This is a genomic window from Cronobacter sp. HA18003 (genome assembly GCF_011605905.1).
Taxonomy (GTDB): Bacteria; Pseudomonadota; Gammaproteobacteria; order Enterobacterales; family Enterobacteriaceae; genus Cronobacter; species Cronobacter sakazakii.
This window is the reverse complement of sequence record NZ_JAANQO010000025.1, coordinates 108,597-129,244: the sequence shown is the minus strand read 5'-3', so window position 1 is coordinate 129,244 and position 20,648 is coordinate 108,597. Positions and strand designations below refer to the sequence as shown.

Below are 20,648 nucleotides of genomic sequence, written 5' to 3'. Positions count from 1 at the left end.
GGTGCTTCGTCATCTCGTCTCTGTCCATAGCTTTGGGTAATAATATGTGCCGAACTGGCTCATGTCTGGAGAATTGCAATGCGAGGGGATTTTTACCAACAGCTTTCCGCCGATTTAGAAACGGCGCGCGCCGAAGGCTTGTTTAAGGAAGAACGAATCATCACCTCCGCCCAGCAGGCGGATATCCAGGTGGCAGACGGCAGCCACGTCGTTAACTTTTGCGCCAACAACTATCTTGGTCTGGCGAATCACCCTGAGCTTATCGCCGCGGCGAAGCAGGGCATGGACACTCACGGCTTCGGCATGGCCTCGGTGCGCTTTATCTGCGGCACCCAGGACAGCCACAAGCTGCTCGAAAATAAGCTGGCCGCGTTTCTCGGCATGGAAGACGCCATTCTTTACTCTTCCTGCTTTGACGCCAACGGCGGGCTGTTTGAAACGCTGCTCGGCCCGGAAGACGCGATTATCTCCGATGCGCTGAACCACGCCTCCATCATCGACGGCGTGCGCCTGTGTAAAGCAAAGCGTTTCCGTTACGCCAATAACGATATGCAGGAGCTGGAAGCGCGTCTGAAAGAGGCCCGTGAAGCGGGCGCGCGCCATATTCTTATCGCGACAGACGGCGTGTTCTCGATGGACGGCGTGATCGCCAACCTGAAAGGCGTGTGCGATCTGGCGGATAAATATGACGCGCTGGTCATGGTGGATGATTCCCACGCGGTCGGTTTTGTCGGCGAAAACGGGCGCGGTTCACATGAATATTGTGACGTGATGGGCCGCGTGGACATTATCACCGGCACGCTGGGCAAAGCGCTTGGCGGCGCGTCCGGCGGCTATACCGCGGCGCGCAAAGAGGTCGTCGAATGGCTGCGTCAGCGCTCACGTCCGTATCTCTTCTCTAATTCCCTGGCACCGGCGATTGTCGCGGCATCCATCAAAGTGCTGGAGATGGTGGAATCCGGCGCTGATCTGCGTGCGCGTCTGTGGTCCAACGCGCGTCTGTTCCGCGAGAAGATGACGGCGGCGGGCTTTACGCTGGCGGGCGCCGATCACGCCATTATCCCGGTAATGCTGGGCGATGCCGTTATCGCGCAGGAATTCGCCCGCGAGCTGCAAAAAGAGGGCATTTACGTGACCGGCTTCTTCTATCCGGTGGTGCCGAAAGGCCAGGCGCGTATTCGCACCCAGATGTCGGCGGCGCATACTCCTGAACAAATTGAACGTGCGGTCGATGCGTTTACCCGCATCGGTAAACAGTTAGGCGTGATTGCCTGAGGGCGTGAAATGAAAGCATTATCAAAACTGAAACCGGCAGAAGGCATCTGGATGACCGATGTGCCGGAGCCAGAAGTGGGTCATAACGATCTGCTGATCAAAATTCGCAAAACCGCGATTTGCGGCACCGATGTGCACATTTACAACTGGGATGAATGGTCGCAGAAGACCATTCCGGTGCCGATGGTTGTCGGCCATGAATATGTTGGCGAAGTGGTCGGCATTGGCCAGGAAGTGAAAGGCTTTAAAATCGGCGATCGCGTCAGCGGCGAAGGCCACATTACCTGCGGCCACTGCCGTAACTGCCGCGGCGGGCGCACGCATCTGTGCCGCAACACCGTTGGCGTGGGCGTCAACCGTCCGGGCTGTTTCGCCGAATATCTGGTGATCCCGGCGTTCAACGCGTTCAAAATCCCGGACAATATCTCTGACGATCTGGCTTCCATCTTTGACCCGTTCGGCAACGCCGTACATACGGCGCTCTCGTTTGATCTGGTCGGTGAAGATGTGCTGGTGTCAGGCGCGGGCCCGATCGGCATCATGGCGGCAGCGGTGGCGAAACACGTCGGTGCGCGTAACGTCGTCATTACCGATGTGAATGAGTATCGCTTGTCGCTGGCCCGCAAAATGGGCGTTACCCGCGCGGTGAACGTCGCGAACGAAAGCCTGCAGGACGTGATGAACGAACTGGGCATGACCGAAGGCTTCGATGTGGGTCTTGAGATGTCCGGCGCGCCGCCGGCGTTCCGCACCATGCTGGATACCATGAACCACGGCGGGCGTATTGCGATGCTTGGCATTCCGCCCTCCGATATGTCCATCGACTGGAACAAAGTCATTTTCAAAGGGCTTTTCATCAAAGGCATTTATGGCCGCGAGATGTTTGAAACCTGGTACAAAATGGCCGCGCTCATTCAGTCTGGCCTGGATCTGTCACCGATTATTACCCATCGCTTCACCATCGACGATTTCCAGAAGGGCTTTGACGCTATGCGTTCCGGTCAGTCCGGGAAGGTGATCCTGAGCTGGGATTAACCCTTAATTACGGCGCCTGATTATTCGGGCGCCGCTACCATTTTCAGCGATTTGACTTTATAAAAGCGAATTGCTACCGTCTGCCCCGATTTTTATAACTCCCTTTTTTACACGCAATATCACGCTAATACCTGGCTCTCTTTGTAGAAGAGCGGTGGGCTTTTTTTTGCATGTATTTAAAAGTGTCGTCAGAAAAAATAAAATACAATCCGGGTCTTCATGTCTATTCTGTTAGAACAAAAGTCCACGAAATAGGGCCTGCGTATTTCGAGCGTTTTGTTGTTGGTAATTTCTCTGCTAATCGTTATCTACGTTACGCAAGCTCGCTATTGTTGAGCCAATCTCTTATCGCTGCAGGCCCGTGTACGCGCCCTTTATCGCCATGACAGGCTGTTCGTCTGCGTAGACAGAAAAAAATATCGTGGCTGATTCTGGACTTACGCCACATTTGCGCACTTTTTCTTTATCGTTTTTGCCTGCCGTGCCTATATTGTTTGTTCAGGCCTGGTTAAATGTTGTGAATCACTATGCTTAAACTCTCCGTTTGCGTTCTGACCTGCAACTCTGCGCGCTTGCTGCGTGAAGTGTTACCACCATTGTTGATTATTGCTGATGAAATGGTGGTGCTGGATTCCGGCAGCCATGACGACACCGTGGCGATTTGTCATGAATATGGCATTACGCCGCATTTTCACCCTTATGCTATGCACGGCCAGCAGATGAATCATGCGATTAGCCTTGCCTCGCATGACTGGGTGCTCTGTATGGACAGCGATGAAATCCTCGATGATGAAACCGTCGATTTTATTCTGGCGCTGAAAGCAGGTGACGAACCGCGCCCTGATCAGGCCTGGCGAATTTCCCGCTACTGGCATGTACTTGGCGAGCCTGTGCGCACCATTTATCCCATCTCCTCGCCCGATTTCCCGGTTCGGCTTTTTAACCGTCGTTCGGCGCGATTTAACGATCGCCCTGTGGATGACAAAGTGGAAGGGCAATTACAGACGGTAAAAATTCCCGGCTATGTTCGTCACGATACGTTTTATTCGTTGCATGAAGTTTTTAATAAATTAAACAGTTATACGACGCGGCTGGTGAAATATAAAAAAGTGCGTCCGTCGCTGCTTCGCGGTGTGATAAGCGCGATCGGCGCGTTTTTTAAATGGTATCTGTTTAGCGGTGCCTGGCGACAGGGTCGGGTGGGGCTGGTAACGGGCTTATATGCCACGTTTTACAGCTTCCTCAAATACTTCAAAGCCTGGTATGCGCACGGCGATAAAAAAAAGGTGCCGGTAAAAAAACATTCTGACTCACCGCTCCCTCGCTAATAAAAAACCCGCCTTCCGGCGGGTTTTTTATTCAGGACTGTTTGCCCCATCCTTGCCATTGATGGCGCAAATAACTCACCAGCGGGCTCTGGCTGACGCTTTCGCCGATCACCGTAAAGAAACGCGTGGCATAGACCGGCTCAGGCTGGCGTTTCGGCTTGCAAAGCTTCACACCACGGAACGGGTTACGCGGCGCGGTCGGCACGGTCTGTGAGGGCGGTGTCGCGTCTGGTCTCGACGTATCCACCTGCGGCTCGTTCAGCAGGCTGCTCGCGCGCACCAGCGTAATATCGGGCGGCAGATTGTAGAGCATTTGCTGGAGCACGCGTACCGTTGACGGGTGAGGGTGGCCGATAGCAATCGCCGAGCCGTTACGGCGCGCCAGCGCGACCGCGCGGTTAAACTGATAACGAATATCCGCGTCGTTCTGGGTGTCGTCCAGAAAGACTTTACGCTTGATGACTTTCACGCCGGTGCCTGCGGCGGCGCGCATGGCCTGGCTGTTACCGATGGTCATGCTATCGAGGAAAAAGAGATTGTAGTGCGCGAGCGACGCCATCACTTTCTGCATACCTGGAAGACTTGATGTCATCGCGCTGCCCATATGGTTATTCATGCCGATGGCGTAAGGCACGCTGTTTACCGCTTCGCGAATAATACGCGCGATTTCATCAGCGCTCATATCCGGGCGCAGCGTGTCTTTTTCCAGCGGCTGTTTGCTGAGCGGCGCCATCGGCAGGTGGATGAGCACGTCATGTCCCTGATTATGGGCTTTAGTCGCCATTTCGCGGGCGTGCGGCGCATTAGGCAGCACGGCGACGGAGACTTCGGCAGGCATCGCCAGCACCTGGTTTTCGGTGCCCGGGCGATAGCCGAAATCATCAATCACGATAGCGAGTTTGCCGGCAAGGGCGGGCGCGGCGAGTGCCAGCGAACCGGCGAGAGCAAAAACAAGACGACGCAACTGAAGCAAAACTTATCTTCCCAACCACGGTTGTGGATTGACCGCCTGACCCTGACGGCGAATTTCAAAATAGAGTGAAGGACGACCCTGACCGCCGCTGTTACCCACCAGCGCGATGGGCTGACCGGCGCGGACCTGCGCGCCCACGTTCACCAGCGCGCTCTGGTTGTAACCGTAAAGGCTCATGTCGCCTTTGCCGTGCTCAACCACCACGACCAGACCATAACCCTGCAGCCAGTCGGCAAGGATAACGCGCCCGTCGGCGATGGCTTTCACCTCGGTGCCTTCGCTGGCACCGATAACGATGCCCTTCCAACGTAGTTCACCTTGCAGCTGTTCGCCATAACGGTGCAGCAACGGGCCGCGTACCGGCCAGAATGCCTGACCGTTCGGCGAGCCGAGCCCGCCGGTGCGCGCCATCAGTGAACGTTCGCTGTCGGAAGGTTTATAGGTGGTGCCTTTGCGCGAGGCCTCTTTCTGACGGGAGCGAACCTGTTCGGCTTCACGCGCCTCGCGTTCGGCGCGCGCTTTGGCCGCCGCTTCCGCACGGGCGATGCGATCGCGCAGGCGCGATTCGTTGGCGCGCAGCTCGCTTAGCTGCTGCTGCCCTTCCTGAATGGAAGAATCCAGCGCACCGAGGGTTTTCTTACGTTCGTTGCGGGCCTGCTCCAGCTTCGCCTGTTGCGCCTGCTGCTCGTAAAGCAGCGTCTGTTGCTGCGTCTGCTTCTCTTCGAGCTCCGCTTTTTGCGTGGCGACTTCTTCGCGGGTTTGCTTGAGCTGGGCGATGGTTTCCTGTCGCGCTTCGTTGAGATAGCCGAAATAGGCCTGTAAACGCTGGCCGCGCTGGCTCTCTTCGCCGCTCAGGATCAACTGAAGGCCGCTGTGTTGCCCCTGACGGAACGCCGCATCAAGCTGGGCCGCCAGGTTGCGTTCCTGTGCCGCTTTTTGCTTCTCCAGCTTTGCGATGGAGTCATTCATCTGGGCTATCTGACGGTTGAGTTCCGCCAGCGTATTCTGGGTTTCGCGCAGCTTGCGGCTGGCGGCGGCGATCGCCTGTTCCTGACTTTTCAGCTGGGCGAGCAGTTTCGCGCGCTGCTGCTGTTGCTGGCGCACGGCGCGCTCTTTGGCGGCGATATCATCCTGGATGGATTTAAGCTGATCGCGGTCATCCGCGTGGGCGGAAAGCGGGCATAACAATACGCCAGCGCTGAGCGCGCTGGCGTAAAGCAGGGGCTTAAGTAAGAACCGAAACGGCCTGTTGCCCCATGTCATTGAAAAAATCGCCTTTCCCCTCATGGGGAGGGATTATTCCACGATGAACAGCGGCTTGCCAGTCATCTCTTGCGGGATTTCCATCCCCATCAGCGTCAGCAGGGTCGGCGCGATATCAGAGAGCTTGCCGCCGTCCACGGCTTTCACGGCTTTATCGCCCACGTAAATCAGCGGCACCGGCAGGTTAGTGTGCGCGGTGTGCGCCTGGCCTGTTGCCGGATCGCGCATCTGTTCGGCGTTGCCGTGGTCGGCGGTGATAAGCATCTGGCCGCCTGCGGCCTCAACGGCGCGGGTCACCTGCGCGATGCAGTTATCCAGCGCTTCCACCGCCGCAACAGCCGCGTCGAATACGCCGGTATGCCCGACCATATCGCCGTTCGGGTAGTTACAGATAATCGCGTCATATTTGCCGCTGTTAATCGCGCCGACGAGTTTTTCGGTAAGCTCGGCAGAACTCATTTCCGGCTGCAGATCGTAGGTCGCGACCTTCGGCGAATTAATCAGAATGCGGTCTTCGCCCGGGAACGGCTCTTCCACGCCACCGTTAAAGAAGAAGGTCACATGCGCGTACTTCTCGGTTTCAGAGATACGCAGCTGGGTTTTGTTATGTTTCGCCATCCACTCGCCGAAAGTATTAAGCAGCGAGGCTGGCGGGTAAGCGCAGGCGGTGCGGATATCCGCTGCATACTCCGTCAGCATGACAAAATCCGCGAACTTCACGACTTTCTTGCGGCTAAAGCCTTCAAAATCGCGGTTTACAAACGCGCGGGTTATCTGGCGCGCGCGGTCGGCGCGGAAGTTCATGAAAATCAGCGCGTCACCATCTTCCATTGCGGCAGAGGCTTCGCCTTCGCCACGAATCACGGTCGCTTTAACGAATTCATCGTTTTCATCACGCGCGTAGGCGGCTTCAAGGCCGGCCACGGCGTTTGGCGCTTCATACTCGCCTTTCGCCAGCGTCAGCAAGTCGTACGCCTGCTCCACGCGGTCCCAGCGGTTGTCGCGATCCATCGCAAAATAACGGCCAATAATAGAGGCGATGCGGCCTTTGCCGACTTCGGCGAATTTCGCCGCGAATTTCTCAAGCGATGCTTTCGCGCTGCGCGGCGGCGTATCACGGCCGTCCAGGAATGCGTGCAGGTAGATTTTCTCTGCGCCGCGAGCGGCGGCCAGCTCAATCATCGCCAGGATATGATCTTCATGGCTGTGTACGCCGCCAGGCGACGCCAGACCCATAATGTGTACGGCTTTGCCTGCGGCGACGGCTTTATCGACGGCGGCAGTCAGCACCGGGTTTTCAAAGAACGTGCGCTCTTTGATTTCTACATCGAGACGCGTGAGATCCTGGTAGACGATGCGCCCGGCGCCCAGGTTAACGTGACCGACTTCAGAGTTGCCCATCTGACGGTCCGGCAGGCCCACTTCAAGGCCAGAAGCATCGATTAACGTGTGCGGACGGTTGACCCACAGGCTATCCATCACAGGCGTTTTGGCGGCGGAAATAGCGTTATCCTGGCTATCTTCACGGTAGCCATAGCCATCCAGAATCACTAATACGACAGGTTTTTTAGTAAGCGACATTGCAGAACCTCATGCGTCAAAGACGAAAAAATTGGCGTAATTTTACTACACCGCCTGAGGGCAAATAGCCGCAGAAGATCAAAGAACAGGCCGGGGCGTGCAAGCGTGACGGCGCATTTCATTCTTTTTTTCGTAACGCGCCGCAGAAAACACACAACCTGCCTTGTACTGGCTGTAATTGACACAGCGCGCAGGTATACTCCACACCTGGTTTTTTTACTGAGTCGGGAGTTTGACCCCCCCATGCAAGAAATTATGCAATTCGTTGGCCGCCACCCCATACTTAGTATCGCGTGGATTGCGTTACTCGCGGCGGTGATTTACACCACTTTCAAAAGCCTGACCTCTAAAGTGAAGGTGATTACCCGTGGTGAAGCGACGCGTCTTATCAACAAAGAAGATGCCGTGGTAGTGGATATCCGCCAGCGCGACGACTTCCGCAAAGGCCATATCGCCAGCGCCATGAACGTGCTGCCTGCCGATATCAAAGCCAACAACGTGGGCGAACTGGACAAGCATAAAGCGAAGCCGGTTATCGTGGTTGACGGCAACGGCCTGACGGCACAGGAATCAGCGACGGCGCTGACGAACGCCGGGTTTGAACAGGTATATGTGCTGAAAGAAGGCGTCGCCGGCTGGAGTGGTGAAAACCTGCCGCTGGTGCGTGGTAAATAATTTTCATAAGAGGTAACGACATGGCTAATATCGAAATGTATACCAAAGCAACCTGCCCGTATTGCCATCGTGCGAAGGCCCTGCTGAACAGCAAAGGCGCCGCTTTCCTCGAGCTGCCCATTGACGGCGACACCGCCAAACGGGAAGAAATGATTCAGCGTAGTGGCCGCACCACTGTACCGCAGATCTTTATCGACGGTCAGCACATTGGCGGCTGCGACGACCTGCATGCACTGGATGCGCGCGGCGGACTCGATCCTCTGCTGCGCTAGTGCGCTTAAGCCGTGACGGCACATTTAAGGACATTACATACAAAGGGTTTTCGCTCATGTCAGAACAAAACAACACTGAAATGAATTTTCAGCTTCTGCGCATCTACACCAAAGACATCTCTTTTGAAGCACCGAATGCGCCGCACGTGTTTCAGAAAGACTGGCAGCCGGAAGTGAAACTGGATCTGGATACTGCCTCCAGCCAGCTCGCTGACGATGTCTACGAAGTAGTATTGCGCGTGACGGTCACCGCGTCGCTGGGCGAAGAGACCGCTTTCCTTTGCGAAGTGCAGCAGGCAGGTATTTTCAATATTTCCGGCATCGAAGGCACCCAGATGGCGCACTGCCTCGGCGCTTACTGCCCGAACAGCCTGTTCCCGTACGCTCGCGAATGCATCACCAACCTGGTTTCCCGCGGCACTTTCCCGCAGCTGAACCTTGCGCCGGTTAACTTCGACGCGCTGTTCATGAACTATCTGCAGCAGCAGGCTGCTGAAGGTGCGCCAAACCATCAGGATGCCTGATGAACACCATTAATGCGTCAATGACAGTCATCGGTGCCGGCTCCTACGGCACCGCTCTTGCCATCACACTGGCAAGAAACGGCCATCACGTCGTGCTGTGGGGTCATGACCCTGCGCATATCGCGACGCTACAGGCTGACCGCTGCAATGCGGCTTTCCTTCCCGATGTGCCTTTCCCGGATACACTTCATCTTGAGAGCGATTTAGCCACAGCGCTTGCCGCCAGCCGTAATATTCTGGTGGTGGTGCCAAGCCATGTGTTTGGTCAGGTGCTGCGCCAGATTAAACCGCTGATGCGCCCCGATGCCCGCGTGGTATGGGCGACCAAAGGCCTTGAAGCGGAGACGGGCAGGCTATTGCAGGATGTCGCGCGTGAGGCGTTGGGCGATGAGATTCCGCTTGCGGTTATCTCCGGGCCGACGTTCGCCAAAGAGCTGGCGGCAGGGCTGCCAACGGCGATTTCGCTGGCGGCGACGGACGAGACATTCGCAGACGATCTCCAGCAGCTTCTGCACTGCGGCAAAAGTTTTCGCGTTTACAGCAACCCGGATTTCATCGGCGTGCAGCTTGGCGGCGCGGTGAAAAACGTTATCGCTATCGGTGCTGGGATGTCTGACGGTATCGGCTTCGGCGCGAACGCACGTACCGCACTGATTACACGCGGGCTTGCAGAGATGTCTCGCCTGGGCGCAGCGCTCGGCGCGGACCCGACCACCTTCATGGGCATGGCGGGCCTTGGCGATCTGGTGTTGACCTGTACTGACAACCAGTCGCGCAACCGCCGTTTCGGCATGATGCTCGGCCAGGGCGCTGATGTGCAAAGCGCGCAGGAGAAGATCGGTCAGGTGGTGGAAGGCTATCGCAACACCAAAGAGGTGCGCGAACTGGCGGCGCGTGTTGGCGTCGAAATGCCAATAACCGAGGAAATTTATCAGGTACTCTATTGCGGAAAAAATGCGCGCGAGGCAGCATTAACGCTGCTGGGCCGTACCCGCAAGGATGAGCGAAGCAGCCAGTAAGGACGAGCGCCCGTAATGATTGATGCGTGCCGACAAACTGTTTTGTCGGCCGCTGTTTGTTTGTCTGGAGAAAGCAATGCCGTGTGAAGAACTGGATCTGGTGTGGAAGAATATTAAAGCCGAAGCCCGTCAGCTGGCCGATTGTGAGCCGATGCTGGCCAGTTTTTACCATGCGACATTGCTTAAGCACGAAAATCTGGGCAGCGCGTTAAGTTACATGCTGGCGAACAAACTGGCGTCGCCGATTATGCCGGCGATCGCCATTCGTGAAGTGGTCGAAGAGGCGTACCGGGCAGACCCGGAAATGATCGCCTCCGCCGCGTGTGACATCCAGGCCGTCCGCACCCGCGATCCGGCGGTGGATAAATACTCCACGCCGCTGCTCTATCTCAAAGGTTTTCATGCCCTGCAGGCCTACCGCATCGGCCACTGGCTCTGGAAACAGGGGCGTCAGGCGCTGGCGATTTTCCTGCAAAATCAGGTGTCGGTCTCTTTTCAGGTTGATATTCATCCGGCGGCGACCATTGGCCGCGGGATCATGCTCGATCATGCGACCGGCATTGTGATCGGCGAAACCGCCGTGGTGGAAGATGACGTTTCTATTCTGCAGTCGGTTACGCTGGGCGGTACCGGTAAAACCAGCGGCGATCGCCACCCGAAAATCCGCGAAGGCGTGATGATTGGCGCGGGCGCGAAAATTCTTGGCAATATCGAGGTCGGGCGCGGCGCGAAAATCGGCGCGGGCTCGGTGGTGCTTCAGCCGGTGCCGCCGCACACCACGGCGGCGGGCGTCCCGGCGCGTATTGTCGGTAAGCCTGAGAGCGATAAACCGTCGATGGATATGGATCAGCATTTCAACGGCATCAACCACGGGTTTGAGTACGGCGATGGCATCTGAGCCTGCAAGGTTTGCATTAAAAAGCCGCGCGGTGCGCGGCTTTGTTGTTTCTGACGGTGGCGTTTAGCTGCGCAATACCGCGCCTGGATAACCAAGCTGCCGCCAGGCCTCGTACACCACGACGGAAACCGCGTTGGAGAGGTTCATGCTGCGGCTGTCCGGCATCATCGGGATGCGGATCTTCTGCTCTTGTGGCAGTACGTCCAGAATTGAGGCGGGCAGACCGCGGGTTTCCGGGCCAAACATCAGATAGTCGCCGTCCTGATAGCTGACCGCGCTGTGCGCGGGCGTGCCTTTGGTGGTGAGCGCAAACAGGCGCTGCGGCTTTTCCGCTTCCAGAAACGCGGCATAGTCGGCATGGCGCATCACGGCGGTAAATTCGTGGTAATCCAGCCCGGCGCGGCGCAGGCGCTTATCATCCCAGGTAAAACCCATCGGCTCAATAATATGCAGGCGAAAGCCTGTATTAGCGCAAAGACGGATGATATTACCGGTGTTGGGCGGAATTTCAGGTTCAAACAGGACGATATTCAGCATACGGCTCCCCTTGTGCAGAGGCGCGCAGAATAACAGAATTGCCGGTGGGTAAACACTGCGGGCGCAGGAGAAACAATGCCCTCCCGCAGAGGGAGGGCGACCTCAGGAGCGGTGATAAAGCGGCAACCAGAGCGTCAGGCGCAGGCCGCCCAGCGGACTGTCGTCTGCCTTCACCCAGCCGCGATGCTGCTGAACGGCGGTTTCTACGATAGCGAGGCCGAGACCCGTACCACCGGATTCGCGGTCGCGCGCCTCGTCAGTGCGATAGAACGGCCGGAAAATCTGTTCCCGATCGGCCTGGCTGACGCCCGGACCGTCATCATCGACATTAATCGTAATCCCTTCTTTATCCACGGCAAAACTCACGGAAATCTTGCTGTGCGAGTAGCGCAGCGCGTTACGTACGATATTCTCCAGCGCGCTTTCCAGCGCGTTCGGGTTGCCATAAAGCAGCCACGGGCCAGGCGGATACGTCACTTCAAACGATTTACCCATCTGCTCGGCTTCAAACGCGGCGTTATCAAGGACTTCGCCCCAGATCTGGTTCGCTTTCATGGTCTCGCTCACCAGCGCGTTTTTTTGCTGGTTACGCGACATCACCAGCAGATCGTTGATCATGCTGTCGAGCCGGTGCGCTTCGGTTTCGATGCGCTCAAGCTCTTTGCTCTCTCCGCTGCGGCGGCGCAGCAGCGCGGTGCCTAGTTGCAGACGCGTAAGCGGTGTGCGCAGTTCGTGGGAGATATCAGAAAGCAGTCGTTGCTGAGTCGTCATCATCCGCTCAAGCGCCGTCACCATCTGGTTAAAACTCGCGCCTGCGGCGATAAACTCCTGCGGCCCGGCTTCCAGCTCCGGGTGCTGGCGCAGGTTGCCCTGAGCCACTTCATCGGCGGCGTTTTTAAGCTTACGCGCCGGGCGCGCCAGGCTCCACGCCAGCCACAGCAGCAGCGGCGAGCTGACCAGCATCGTGACAATCAGCAGTAGCAGCGGGCGGTCGAACAGCAGGTTGATAAAATCGGACTGCGAATTGCTCGCCGGGCGGATCAGGTAAAGCTGGTAATTATCTTCGCCGTCGCGCACGGAAAACGGCCCGACCAGCTCCACGCGGCCATATTTTTTCTTCTGCGGATGATCGGAGTTATCAGACTGGCCGATAAAGTTGCGAATGATCTGCATTTCATTGCGCTCAGCGCCGATCACGCGCCCTTCGCTGGTAACCAGCAGCAATCGCTGCCCCGGCGGTGCCCATTTGTCGATAGCGCGGAACAACCGCCGCCACCACATCAGATCGTTGGGCGGGTCGCTCGCAAGCTCAGCTTCGACGTGCTGCTCAATCATCGTGCCCTGACGCTGCTCGCTCTCCAGCAATTCCGTCATCTGACGGCTGTCGAGCTTAGGCAGCATCAGGACCAGCATTAACACCAGCGCCAGCGTCAGCCAGAAAATGGCGAAGATGCGGGCGGTAAGACTGCCTATCATGAAGCGGAAACCATCAGATAGCCGCGTCCGCGCAGGGTTTTAAACCACGGATGGCCGTCTTTGCGCTCCGGCAATTTACGACGCAGGTTAGAAATGTGCATATCGATCGCGCGATCGAACGGCGTAAGGCGTTTGCCGAGCACTTCCTGGCTTAAATGTTCGCGCGATACCACCTGTCCCAGATGCTGCGCGAGCAAATAGAGCAGGGTGAATTCGGTACCGGTGAGCTCCAGCGTCTGTCCATCGAAGCTCGCTTCCTGGCGGCCCGGGTTTAAGCAGAGCGCGTCCACTTCCAGCGTTGGCGAGCCGTTATCGCTGTTCTGCTGCTGTTCGCTCCAGTGCGAGCGGCGCAAAATGGCGCGAATACGGGCCACGAGTTCGCGGTCATTAAACGGTTTCGGCAGGTAATCATCCGCGCCCAGCTCAAGGCCGAGTACGCGATCCAGCTCGCTGCCGCGCGCGGTCAACATAATGACGGGTGTCTGGTGTGTCTGGCGAAGCTCTTTCAAAGTATCAATGCCGTTTTTCTTCGGCATCATCACGTCGAGCAAAAGCAGGTCGATGCTGTCATCCAGGAGGTCAAGCGCCTGTTCGCCATCATGGGCTACGAGGACGTTAAACCCTTCCATGTCGAGCAATTCCTTTAACAGGGACGTCAGCTCGCGGTCATCATCAACTAACAGGATTTTATTCATTTTCAGTACCTCCGAGGCAGAAATTACGTCATCAAGGCGCGCTAATCCATGACTTTACGTTGTTTTACACCCCCTGACGCATGTTTGCAGCCCGAATCGTAGACTGGATTTCGTTGAACCGCAGCACATAAGTTTCCAGGAGTCAGTGATGCGCAAAGTTACCGCCGCCGTCATGGCCTCAACGCTGGCTGTCGGTGCGTTAACCAGCCAGGCAGCATCGGTCCCGACGGACGAAAGCTGGCATCCGGCGGACATGCTGACGCAGCGCAACAGTGTGCAGAGCCATATGTTTGACGGTATTAACTTAACAGAGCATCAGCGCCAGCAAATGCGCGATTTGATGCAGCGAGCGCGGCATGAGCAGCCCCCTGTTAATGTTAGCGAAATGGAGGCCATGCACAGGCTGGTCACCGCAGAAAATTTTGATGAAAACGCTGTGCGCGCTCAGGCGGAAAAAATGGCCCAGGAGCAAGTGGCTCGTCAGGTCGAAATGGCGAAGGTAAGAAACCAGATGTATCGCCTGTTAACGCCCGAGCAGCAAGCGGTTTTAAACAAGAAACACCAGCAACGCATGGAACAGTTCCGTGAGGTTGCACAGATGCAGCGCCAGTCCGCGCTGCCGCTTTTAAGTAGCAGTACCCGTAGTAGTAACCAGTAACAACCCTGTTTTCCTTGCCATAGACACCATCCCTGTCTTCCCCCACATGATGTGGGGGTTTTTTTTGCCCTTTTTTCACGGTGCTTTAACGTTCACTGCCTTCATGCGTCAGACGAATTTCATCAAACTCCAGCGAACGGTTAGTTATACTGGCAACATGCCTTCGCAGGAGTCGTTATGAATCATGATTATGGCCGTCTGGTGAGCCGGGCGGCGCTGGCCGCAACGCTTGTGGCAACATTACTGCTGATCATTAAAATTTTCGCCTGGTGGTATACCGGCTCTGTCAGCATTCTTGCCGCTCTGGTGGATTCGCTGGTGGATATCGCCGCGTCGCTGACCAATCTTTTAGTGGTGCGCTATTCGCTTCAGCCTGCCGATGAAGAACACACGTTTGGTCACGGAAAAGCGGAATCGCTGGCGGCGCTCGCGCAAAGCATGTTTATTTCCGGCTCGGCGCTGTTTCTTTTCCTGACCGGCATTCAGCATCTGATTACGCCTGAGCCGATGCGCGCGCCGCTGGTCGGCATTGTCGTGACGGTGGCCGCGCTGGTTACCACGCTGATGTTAGTCACGTTTCAGCGCTGGGTGGTGCGTAAAACCCGCAGCCAGGCGGTGCGGGCGGATATGCTTCATTATCAGTCTGATGTTATGATGAACGGCGCTATTCTGGTGGCGCTGGCCCTCTCCTGGTATGGCCTGCACCGCGCCGACGCGCTGTTCGCGCTCGGGATTGGCGTCTGGATTTTATATAGTGCATTACGGATGGGCTATGAAGCGATACAGTCGCTGCTCGACCGGGCTCTGCCCGATGACGAGCGCCAGGCGATAGTCGACATTGTCGCCGCCTGGCCTGGCGTTCGTGGCGCACACGATCTGCGCACGCGGCAGTCAGGGCCGACCCGCTTTATCCAGCTTCATCTTGAAATGGAAGACAACCTGCCGCTGGTTCAGGCGCATCTCATCGCCGAACAGGTGGAGCAGGCGATCCTGTCCCGGTTTCCGGGGTCGGACGTCATTATTCATCAGGATCCATGCTCAGTCGTTCCGCGTTTCCAGCAAGGGCAATTTGAGCACTAAGCATTCGTTGTAAAGGCGTGGTTCGGTCAGGCATTTTTTGTATATATCACCCCCACGCGGGCTGACCTGAATCAATTCAGCAGGAAGCTGTTGATATACTATTTGCAGCAATAGTCGATCACCTGTCGCGCTTGCGCAGGCGGTTTCCGGCGAAAGTATTCCTTTTGCATTCTACGTTCAGAGGTAGTCATGATTAAGAAAATCGGTGTGTTGACGAGTGGCGGTGATGCGCCAGGCATGAACGCCGCCATCCGCGGTGTTGTCCGCGCGGCGCTGACGGAAGGTCTGGAAGTGTTCGGCGTTTACGACGGCTATCTTGGCCTGTATGAAGACCGCATGATCCAGCTCGACCGCTACAGCGTTTCCGACATGATCAACCGCGGCGGCACCTTCCTCGGTTCCGCGCGCTTCCCGGAATTCCGCGAAGAACATATCCGTGCCGTGGCTATCGAGAACATGAAGAAACGCGGTATCGACGCGCTGGTGGTCATCGGCGGCGACGGCTCCTACATGGGTGCTAAACGCCTGACCGAAATGGGCTTCCCGTGCATCGGCCTGCCGGGCACCATCGATAACGACGTCGCAGGCACCGATTACACCATCGGTTACTTCACCGCGCTGCACACCGTGGTTGAGGCGATTGACCGTCTGCGCGACACCTCTTCTTCCCACCAGCGTATTTCCATTGTGGAAGTGATGGGGCGCTACTGTGGCGACCTGACTCTGGCGGCGGCCATCGCGGGCGGTTGCGAATTTATCGTTCTGCCGGAAGTGGAGTTCAACCGCGAAGATCTGGTGGCAGAAATCAAAGCCGGCATCGCGAAAGGTAAAAAACACGCTATCGTTGCGATCACCGAGCACATCTGCGACATCGACGAGCTGGCGAAATACATCGAAACCGAAACCAAACGCGAAACCCGCGCGACGGTGCTCGGCCATATCCAGCGCGGCGGCTCGCCGGTGCCTTATGACCGTATCCTGGCATCCCGTATGGGCGCTTACGCCATCGAACTGCTGCTGCAGGGCCACGGCGGCCGCTGCGTCGGCATCCAGAACGAAAAAATGGTGCATCATGACATCATCGACGCTATCGAAAACATGAAGCGTCCGTTCAAAGGCGACTGGCTGGAGTGCGCGAAAAAGCTCTACTAAGCCTCTCGGTAAACGCCCGGTATGCTAATGCGCCCGGGCGTTTCTTTTGCCTGTGTTATTCCCCTTAGTTATAGCCAATTTTTTTTTATTCTTTAATCCGCGCCACGCTTTCTGGCACGCTGCTTTTATCGAAATTCACATCTGAAAATTTAAAAGAGAGCGTGCGATGAACAAGTGGGGCGTGGGCATTACTTTACTGTTGGCTTCGGCAAGCGTACTGGCGAAAGACGTGCAGTTGTTAAACGTCTCTTACGATCCGACGCGCGAATTCTATGAGCAGTACAACAAAGCGTTCAGCGCGCACTGGAAAAAAGAGACCGGCGATAACGTCGTGGTCCGCCAGTCGCATGGCGGTTCCGGCAAGCAGGCGACCTCGGTCATTAACGGTATCAAAGCGGATGTCGTGACGCTGGCGCTGGCCTATGACGTTGACGCGATCGCCGAGCGCGGCCGTATCGATAAAAACTGGATCAAACGCCTGCCGGACAACTCCGCGCCGTACACCTCCACCATCGTGTTCCTTGTTCGCAAAGGCAATCCGAAGCAAATCAAAGACTGGAACGATCTGGTGAAGCCGGGCGTGTCGGTCATCACGCCGAACCCGAAAAGCTCCGGCGGCGCGCGCTGGAACTATCTGGCGGCCTGGGGCTACGCGCTGCATCACAACAACGGCGATCAGGCCAAAGCGCAGGAATTCGTCAAGGCGCTGTATAAAAACGTCGAAGTGCTCGATTCCGGCGCACGCGGCGCGACCAACACCTTTGTTGAGCGCGGCATCGGCGATGTGCTGATCGCCTGGGAAAATGAGGCGCTGCTGGCCGCCAATGAGCTTGGCAAAGACAAATTTGAAATCGTGACGCCGAGTGAATCTATCCTCGCCGAGCCGACTGTTTCGGTCGTCGATAAAGTGGCGCAGGAGAAGGGCACCCAGGCGGTGGCGGAAGCCTACCTGAAATATCTCTACTCACCGGAAGGCCAGGAGATCGCCGCGAAAAACTTCTATCGCCCGCGCGATGCGCAAGTCGCCGCGAAATATGAAAGCACCTTCCCGAAACTGAAACTGTTCACCATTGATGACGTGTTCGGCGGCTGGACCAAAGCGCAGCAAACGCACTTTGCGAACGGCGGCACGTTCGATCAGATAAGCCAGCGTTAAATACCCCGGCCACACGGATGTGGCCAGCTTTCCTCCATAATAAACCCCCGCTTCGTCCCGTTTTACGCTACCCTTTGCGTTTTCAGCGTTAACAGGGGAGACGCATGAAACGAGCGCTATTGATCACCGTCGCGCTTATCGCAGTACTGGCATTAACCACGCTGGTGGCGTGGCGATATCTCTTTCCACACGATCCGGACGCGTTAAGACATATCGTTATGCAGCAGTGCCTGCCCGGCGAGCGAGAACGCCAGGAGCCGGCCCCTTGCGCCCAGGTTAATCTCCCGGCAGGTTATGTCGTCCTGAAAGACATCAACGGTCCGCTGCAATATCTGCTGATGCCGACGTGGAAAATCAATGGCGTCGAAAGCCCGCTCCTGCTTTCCGATAACACGCCCAACTTTTTCTGGCAGGCATGGCAGGCGCGCCGCTGGATGAGCGAAAAACGCGGTAGCCCGGTGCCCGACAGCGCGGTTTCACTGACCATCAACTCCAGGATGGGCCGCTCCCAGAATCATTTTCACATCCATATTTCCTGCCTGCGCCCGGATGTACGCGCGCAGCTTGATGCCGCGATGAACGCCATCGGCAGCCGCTGGCAGCCGTTTCCGGGCAGTCTGCGCGGTCACGACTATTTAGCGCGCCGTGTTTCCGGCGAAGAGCTGTCACGCCGCTCGCCGTTCATGATGCTGGCGGAAGAGGTGCCGCAAGCGCGTGAGCACATGGGGCGCTACTCGCTGGCGCTGGCACCGCTCAAGGATGGCGCGTTTGTCCTGCTCGCCACGCAACGTCAGTTATTGCAATTCAATCTGGCGCACAGCGAAGAGCTTCAGGATCACGACTGCGCGCTGCTTCACGAAGGCACGCCATAACATTTACTTAACGTCAGGTGCGCCGTAGACTTGCTGAAAAATTCATCAGGAGACAGGTATGTCCGTCTGGCTTGCACACCCGCTGCTCTTACCTTCACTCATTATTCTGCTGACCATCGTGCTCTGGGCGACGTCCCTGCTGCCGGAATTCATCACGGCGCTGCTCTTTTTCGCGGTGGCGATGATAGCCAAAATCGCGCCGCCGGAAGTCCTGTTCGGCGGTTTTGCGTCGTCGGCGTTCTGGCTGGTGTTCAGCGGCTTCGTGCTGGGCGTGGCTATCCGTAAAACGGGGCTTGCGGATCGGGCAGCGCGGGCGCTGTCGGCGCGGCTGACCGATTCCTGGTGGCAAATGGTAGCGAGCGTGGTGCTGCTCAGCTATGCGCTGGCGTTCGTCATGCCGTCGAACATGGGGCGCATCGCGCTGCTGATGCCCGTCGTGGCGGCGATGGCGAAACGCGCCGGTATCGAAGAAAACACCCGCGGCTGGTACGGCCTGGCGCTGGCGGTGGGCTTTGGCACGTTCCAGCTCTCTGCCACCATTTTGCCCGCCAACGTGCCGAACCTGGTGATGAGCGGCGCGGCGGAAGGCTCCTTCGGCATCCATCTCAACTATCTGCCGTATCTGCTGCTGCACACGCCGGTGCTGGGGCTGCTCAAGGGCGCGGTGCTGATTGCCCTTATTTGCTGGTTCTTCCCCGGCAAGCCGCAGCCGCCGCGCGAGCTGCCCGCCGCGACGCCGATGAGCCGCGCGGAAAAGCGCCTCGGCTGGCTGCTGCTGGTGGTACTGGCGCTGTGGGTTACAGAAAGCTGGCACGGCATCGGCCCGGCGTGGACGGGGCTTGCGGCGGCGGTTATCACGCTTTTGCCGCGCGTCGGGTTTATCACTGGCGATGAGTTCGCAAGCGGCGTCAACATGCGCACCTGCATCTACGTGGCGGGCATTCTGGGGCTGGCAACGACTGTGACCCACACGGGCATCGGCAACGCGGTCGGCGCGGCGCTGATGCAGGTCATGCCGCTCGATCCGGCGCGTCCCTTTACCAGTTTCGCCGCGCTCACCGGCATCACGACGGCGCTTAACTTCATCATGACGGCCAACGGCGTTCCGGCGCTCTATACCACGCTTGCGGAGAGCTTTTCGCGCAGCACTGGTTTCCCGCTACTCTCGACCATCATGATTCAGGTACTGGGATATTCCACGCCGCTGTTGCCGTATCAGGCGTCGCCCATCGTGGTGGCGATGGCGCTGGGTAATGTTCCGGCGCGCGCGGGCATGAAGCTCTGTCTGGCGCTGGCGATAGTCACCTTTCTTTTCCTGTTGCCGCTCGATTACGGCTGGTTCCGGCTGTTGGGTAAACTCTGAAGCAACACGATGCGGAGGCCATTATGGCGACGATGCATTTTGCGGTCTGGTATTCCACGACGGACGACGTACAGGCGCTGCGGGAGGCGCTGCCCGCGCCCGGCTGCGAGCGCCATTTTTTGCAGGATTTCGGCTTCGCGCAGGGGTACGCCGACGACGCGATCGCGCTCTGGTACGGCGCGACGCCTGGCGAAAAAGGGTCGATACACCCGCATAACCCGGCGCTCGACCCGCACTTCGCGTTTTTAACCCGCGCGGCGGGGGAACAGCTGTGCGAGCGCGGCGTCAGCGAGATCCGCTTCCTCTACGCGCTGCCCGATGTGGACTACTACGGCGAGACCGAATCCTCGCCGCTGCTCGTCTTTCTCGGCAATATTCTCTGCTGCCCGCCGCCCGGTTTTCAGCTGCCGCGATAGGTGGAGTAGCCGTACTGGCTCAGCAGCAGCGGCACATGGTAATGCTCGTCGGTGTTATCGATATGGAACACCACCGGCACTTCCGGGAAGAAGCTGGACTGCTTGTGTGAGGCAAAGTAATCGCCGGTTTCAAAAATCACGCGGTAGTCGCCTGCGGCAGCGGGCGCGTCCGGCCAGAGCGCTTTGATGCGGCCATCTTTATCGGTCGTCGCCTGGTTCAGCGGCTCCCACGCATTGCCCTGTTTTTTCTCCAGTTTCACCACCACGCCCGGCGCGGGTTTACCGGTCTGTTCGTTCAGTACATGCACGCTCAGTAAATTCGCCGGCGCGGCAAGTGCGAGGCCCGGCAGGGCGAAAAGGGCTGCGGCGGCAAGCGTTTGAAAACGGTTCATCATCATTC

Annotated in this window: 22 protein-coding genes; 15 read left to right on the top strand and 7 right to left on the bottom strand. The window is 57.4% G+C overall.

What is annotated here, in order from left to right:
- Nucleotides 1-78 precede the first annotated feature (78 nt).
- From kbl to G6041_RS18175, 3 genes are all read left to right on the top strand, one after another.
- On the top strand, nucleotides 79-1,275 hold the full coding sequence (gene kbl, locus G6041_RS18185; protein ID WP_012126254.1) for a glycine C-acetyltransferase: 1,197 nt from the start codon (nucleotides 79-81) through the stop codon (nucleotides 1,273-1,275).
- Between the two features lie 9 nt (nucleotides 1,276-1,284).
- The gene (tdh, locus tag G6041_RS18180) at nucleotides 1,285-2,310 is read left to right on the top strand and encodes an L-threonine 3-dehydrogenase (protein WP_007895443.1); all 1,026 of its coding nucleotides are present in this window, start codon (nucleotides 1,285-1,287) and stop codon (nucleotides 2,308-2,310) included.
- Nucleotides 2,311-2,837: 527 nt separating this feature from the next.
- Nucleotides 2,838-3,638: a glycosyltransferase family 2 protein gene (locus G6041_RS18175; RefSeq protein WP_004388487.1), complete on the top strand. Its 801-nt coding sequence runs from the start codon at nucleotides 2,838-2,840 to the stop codon at nucleotides 3,636-3,638.
- Nucleotides 3,639-3,669: 31 nt separating this feature from the next.
- Here G6041_RS18175 and G6041_RS18170 read toward each other — a convergent pair whose 3' ends face one another.
- The 3 genes from G6041_RS18170 to gpmM are packed head-to-tail and all read right to left on the bottom strand — an operon-like array spanning nucleotide 3,670 to nucleotide 7,455.
- Entirely contained in the window at nucleotides 3,670-4,611 is a 942-nt protein-coding gene (locus tag G6041_RS18170; protein ID WP_012126255.1) for a divergent polysaccharide deacetylase family protein, read from the bottom strand.
- Nucleotides 4,612-4,614: 3 nt separating this feature from the next.
- Nucleotides 4,615-5,874 (bottom strand): murein hydrolase activator EnvC, encoded by a 1,260-nt coding sequence (gene envC / locus G6041_RS18165; protein ID WP_231081458.1) that lies wholly within the window; start codon nucleotides 5,872-5,874, stop codon nucleotides 4,615-4,617.
- A 33-nt stretch (nucleotides 5,875-5,907) separates the two neighbouring features.
- Nucleotides 5,908-7,455 (bottom strand): 2,3-bisphosphoglycerate-independent phosphoglycerate mutase, encoded by a 1,548-nt coding sequence (gpmM, locus tag G6041_RS18160; RefSeq protein WP_012126257.1) that lies wholly within the window; start codon nucleotides 7,453-7,455, stop codon nucleotides 5,908-5,910.
- A 243-nt stretch (nucleotides 7,456-7,698) separates the two neighbouring features.
- On the opposite strand from gpmM, the gene G6041_RS18155 reads away from it, so the two are divergent.
- The 5 genes from G6041_RS18155 (at nucleotide 7,699) to cysE (ending at nucleotide 10,843) form a co-directional block, all read left to right on the top strand.
- Nucleotides 7,699-8,130: a rhodanese-like domain-containing protein gene (locus G6041_RS18155; protein ID WP_004388491.1), complete on the top strand. Its 432-nt coding sequence runs from the start codon at nucleotides 7,699-7,701 to the stop codon at nucleotides 8,128-8,130.
- Nucleotides 8,131-8,150: 20 nt separating this feature from the next.
- Nucleotides 8,151-8,402: a glutaredoxin 3 gene (gene grxC, locus G6041_RS18150; protein ID WP_004388492.1), complete on the top strand. Its 252-nt coding sequence runs from the start codon at nucleotides 8,151-8,153 to the stop codon at nucleotides 8,400-8,402.
- A gap of 56 nt (nucleotides 8,403-8,458) precedes the next feature.
- Nucleotides 8,459-8,926 carry a protein-export chaperone SecB gene (gene secB, locus G6041_RS18145; RefSeq protein ID WP_004388493.1) on the top strand — a complete coding sequence of 156 codons (468 nt, stop codon included), beginning with the start codon at nucleotides 8,459-8,461 and terminating at the stop codon, nucleotides 8,924-8,926.
- On the top strand, nucleotides 8,926-9,945 hold the full coding sequence (gene gpsA, locus G6041_RS18140; protein ID WP_004388494.1) for an NAD(P)H-dependent glycerol-3-phosphate dehydrogenase: 1,020 nt from the start codon (nucleotides 8,926-8,928) through the stop codon (nucleotides 9,943-9,945). Before secB ends, gpsA begins: the two co-directional genes overlap by 1 nt.
- Before the next feature lie 76 nt (nucleotides 9,946-10,021).
- Nucleotides 10,022-10,843, top strand: coding sequence for a serine O-acetyltransferase (gene cysE / locus G6041_RS18135; protein ID WP_004388495.1), 822 nt, complete (start codon nucleotides 10,022-10,024; stop codon nucleotides 10,841-10,843).
- A 63-nt stretch (nucleotides 10,844-10,906) separates the two neighbouring features.
- On the opposite strand, the gene trmL is transcribed toward cysE, so the two are convergent.
- The 3 genes from trmL to cpxR form a co-directional block, all read right to left on the bottom strand.
- Complete coding sequence (trmL, locus tag G6041_RS18130; protein WP_007895451.1) at nucleotides 10,907-11,380, bottom strand: tRNA (uridine(34)/cytosine(34)/5-carboxymethylaminomethyluridine(34)-2'-O)-methyltransferase TrmL; 474 nt, start codon at nucleotides 11,378-11,380, stop codon at nucleotides 10,907-10,909.
- Between the two features lie 102 nt (nucleotides 11,381-11,482).
- The gene (cpxA, locus tag G6041_RS18125; protein ID WP_007797501.1) at nucleotides 11,483-12,856 is read right to left on the bottom strand and encodes an envelope stress sensor histidine kinase CpxA; all 1,374 of its coding nucleotides are present in this window, start codon (nucleotides 12,854-12,856) and stop codon (nucleotides 11,483-11,485) included.
- Complete coding sequence (cpxR, locus tag G6041_RS18120) at nucleotides 12,853-13,551, bottom strand: envelope stress response regulator transcription factor CpxR (RefSeq protein ID WP_007895453.1); 699 nt, start codon at nucleotides 13,549-13,551, stop codon at nucleotides 12,853-12,855. Before cpxR ends, cpxA begins: the two co-directional genes overlap by 4 nt.
- Nucleotides 13,552-13,699: 148 nt before the next feature.
- On the opposite strand from cpxR, the gene cpxP reads away from it, so the two are divergent.
- From cpxP to G6041_RS18085, 7 genes are all read left to right on the top strand, one after another.
- Entirely contained in the window at nucleotides 13,700-14,209 is a 510-nt protein-coding gene (cpxP, locus tag G6041_RS18115; RefSeq protein WP_004388498.1) for a cell-envelope stress modulator CpxP, read from the top strand.
- A 177-nt stretch (nucleotides 14,210-14,386) separates the two neighbouring features.
- Entirely contained in the window at nucleotides 14,387-15,289 is a 903-nt protein-coding gene (gene fieF, locus G6041_RS18110) for a CDF family cation-efflux transporter FieF (RefSeq protein ID WP_012126260.1), read from the top strand.
- 189 nt (nucleotides 15,290-15,478) lie between these two features.
- Nucleotides 15,479-16,441 carry a 6-phosphofructokinase gene (gene pfkA, locus G6041_RS18105; RefSeq protein ID WP_004388500.1) on the top strand — a complete coding sequence of 321 codons (963 nt, stop codon included), beginning with the start codon at nucleotides 15,479-15,481 and terminating at the stop codon, nucleotides 16,439-16,441.
- A 166-nt stretch (nucleotides 16,442-16,607) separates the two neighbouring features.
- Nucleotides 16,608-17,597 (top strand): sulfate ABC transporter substrate-binding protein, encoded by a 990-nt coding sequence (locus tag G6041_RS18100; RefSeq protein WP_012126261.1) that lies wholly within the window; start codon nucleotides 16,608-16,610, stop codon nucleotides 17,595-17,597.
- Nucleotides 17,598-17,701: 104 nt separating this feature from the next.
- Nucleotides 17,702-18,469: a CDP-diacylglycerol diphosphatase gene (locus tag G6041_RS18095; protein WP_012126262.1), complete on the top strand. Its 768-nt coding sequence runs from the start codon at nucleotides 17,702-17,704 to the stop codon at nucleotides 18,467-18,469.
- A 58-nt stretch (nucleotides 18,470-18,527) separates the two neighbouring features.
- On the top strand, nucleotides 18,528-19,832 hold the full coding sequence (locus tag G6041_RS18090; protein ID WP_007895485.1) for an SLC13 family permease: 1,305 nt from the start codon (nucleotides 18,528-18,530) through the stop codon (nucleotides 19,830-19,832).
- Between the two features lie 23 nt (nucleotides 19,833-19,855).
- On the top strand, nucleotides 19,856-20,248 hold the full coding sequence (locus tag G6041_RS18085) for a hypothetical protein (protein ID WP_007853015.1): 393 nt from the start codon (nucleotides 19,856-19,858) through the stop codon (nucleotides 20,246-20,248).
- On the opposite strand, the gene uraH is transcribed toward G6041_RS18085, so the two are convergent.
- Nucleotides 20,233-20,643 carry a hydroxyisourate hydrolase gene (gene uraH / locus G6041_RS18080; RefSeq protein ID WP_007779416.1) on the bottom strand — a complete coding sequence of 137 codons (411 nt, stop codon included), beginning with the start codon at nucleotides 20,641-20,643 and terminating at the stop codon, nucleotides 20,233-20,235. The two genes, G6041_RS18085 and uraH, sit on opposite strands and share 16 nt — an antisense overlap.
- Nucleotides 20,644-20,648: the final 5 nt, after the last annotated feature.

Bases quoted from the DNA above. Each gene is read 5' to 3' on its own strand.
- pfkA (WP_004388500.1), top strand. From the start codon at position 15,479: ATGATTAAGAAAATCGGTGTGTTGACGAGTGGCGGTGATGCGCCAGGC.
- kbl (WP_012126254.1), top strand. From the start codon at position 79: ATGCGAGGGGATTTTTACCAACAGCTTTCCGCCGATTTAGAAACGGCG.
- tdh (WP_007895443.1), top strand. From the start codon at position 1,285: ATGAAAGCATTATCAAAACTGAAACCGGCAGAAGGCATCTGGATGACC.
- trmL (WP_007895451.1), bottom strand. From the start codon at position 11,380: ATGCTGAATATCGTCCTGTTTGAACCTGAAATTCCGCCCAACACCGGT.
- secB (WP_004388493.1), top strand. From the start codon at position 8,459: ATGTCAGAACAAAACAACACTGAAATGAATTTTCAGCTTCTGCGCATC.
- grxC (WP_004388492.1), top strand. From the start codon at position 8,151: ATGGCTAATATCGAAATGTATACCAAAGCAACCTGCCCGTATTGCCAT.
- fieF (WP_012126260.1), top strand. From the start codon at position 14,387: ATGAATCATGATTATGGCCGTCTGGTGAGCCGGGCGGCGCTGGCCGCA.
- G6041_RS18155 (WP_004388491.1), top strand. From the start codon at position 7,699: ATGCAAGAAATTATGCAATTCGTTGGCCGCCACCCCATACTTAGTATC.
- G6041_RS18095 (WP_012126262.1), top strand. From the start codon at position 17,702: ATGAAACGAGCGCTATTGATCACCGTCGCGCTTATCGCAGTACTGGCA.
- G6041_RS18175 (WP_004388487.1), top strand. From the start codon at position 2,838: ATGCTTAAACTCTCCGTTTGCGTTCTGACCTGCAACTCTGCGCGCTTG.
- cpxA (WP_007797501.1), bottom strand. From the start codon at position 12,856: ATGATAGGCAGTCTTACCGCCCGCATCTTCGCCATTTTCTGGCTGACG.
- G6041_RS18090 (WP_007895485.1), top strand. From the start codon at position 18,528: ATGTCCGTCTGGCTTGCACACCCGCTGCTCTTACCTTCACTCATTATT.
- gpsA (WP_004388494.1), top strand. From the start codon at position 8,926: ATGAACACCATTAATGCGTCAATGACAGTCATCGGTGCCGGCTCCTAC.
- gpmM (WP_012126257.1), bottom strand. From the start codon at position 7,455: ATGTCGCTTACTAAAAAACCTGTCGTATTAGTGATTCTGGATGGCTAT.
- envC (WP_231081458.1), bottom strand. From the start codon at position 5,874: ATGACATGGGGCAACAGGCCGTTTCGGTTCTTACTTAAGCCCCTGCTT.
- uraH (WP_007779416.1), bottom strand. From the start codon at position 20,643: ATGATGAACCGTTTTCAAACGCTTGCCGCCGCAGCCCTTTTCGCCCTG.
- G6041_RS18085 (WP_007853015.1), top strand. From the start codon at position 19,856: ATGGCGACGATGCATTTTGCGGTCTGGTATTCCACGACGGACGACGTA.
- G6041_RS18100 (WP_012126261.1), top strand. From the start codon at position 16,608: ATGAACAAGTGGGGCGTGGGCATTACTTTACTGTTGGCTTCGGCAAGC.
- cpxR (WP_007895453.1), bottom strand. From the start codon at position 13,551: ATGAATAAAATCCTGTTAGTTGATGATGACCGCGAGCTGACGTCCCTG.
- cpxP (WP_004388498.1), top strand. From the start codon at position 13,700: ATGCGCAAAGTTACCGCCGCCGTCATGGCCTCAACGCTGGCTGTCGGT.
- cysE (WP_004388495.1), top strand. From the start codon at position 10,022: ATGCCGTGTGAAGAACTGGATCTGGTGTGGAAGAATATTAAAGCCGAA.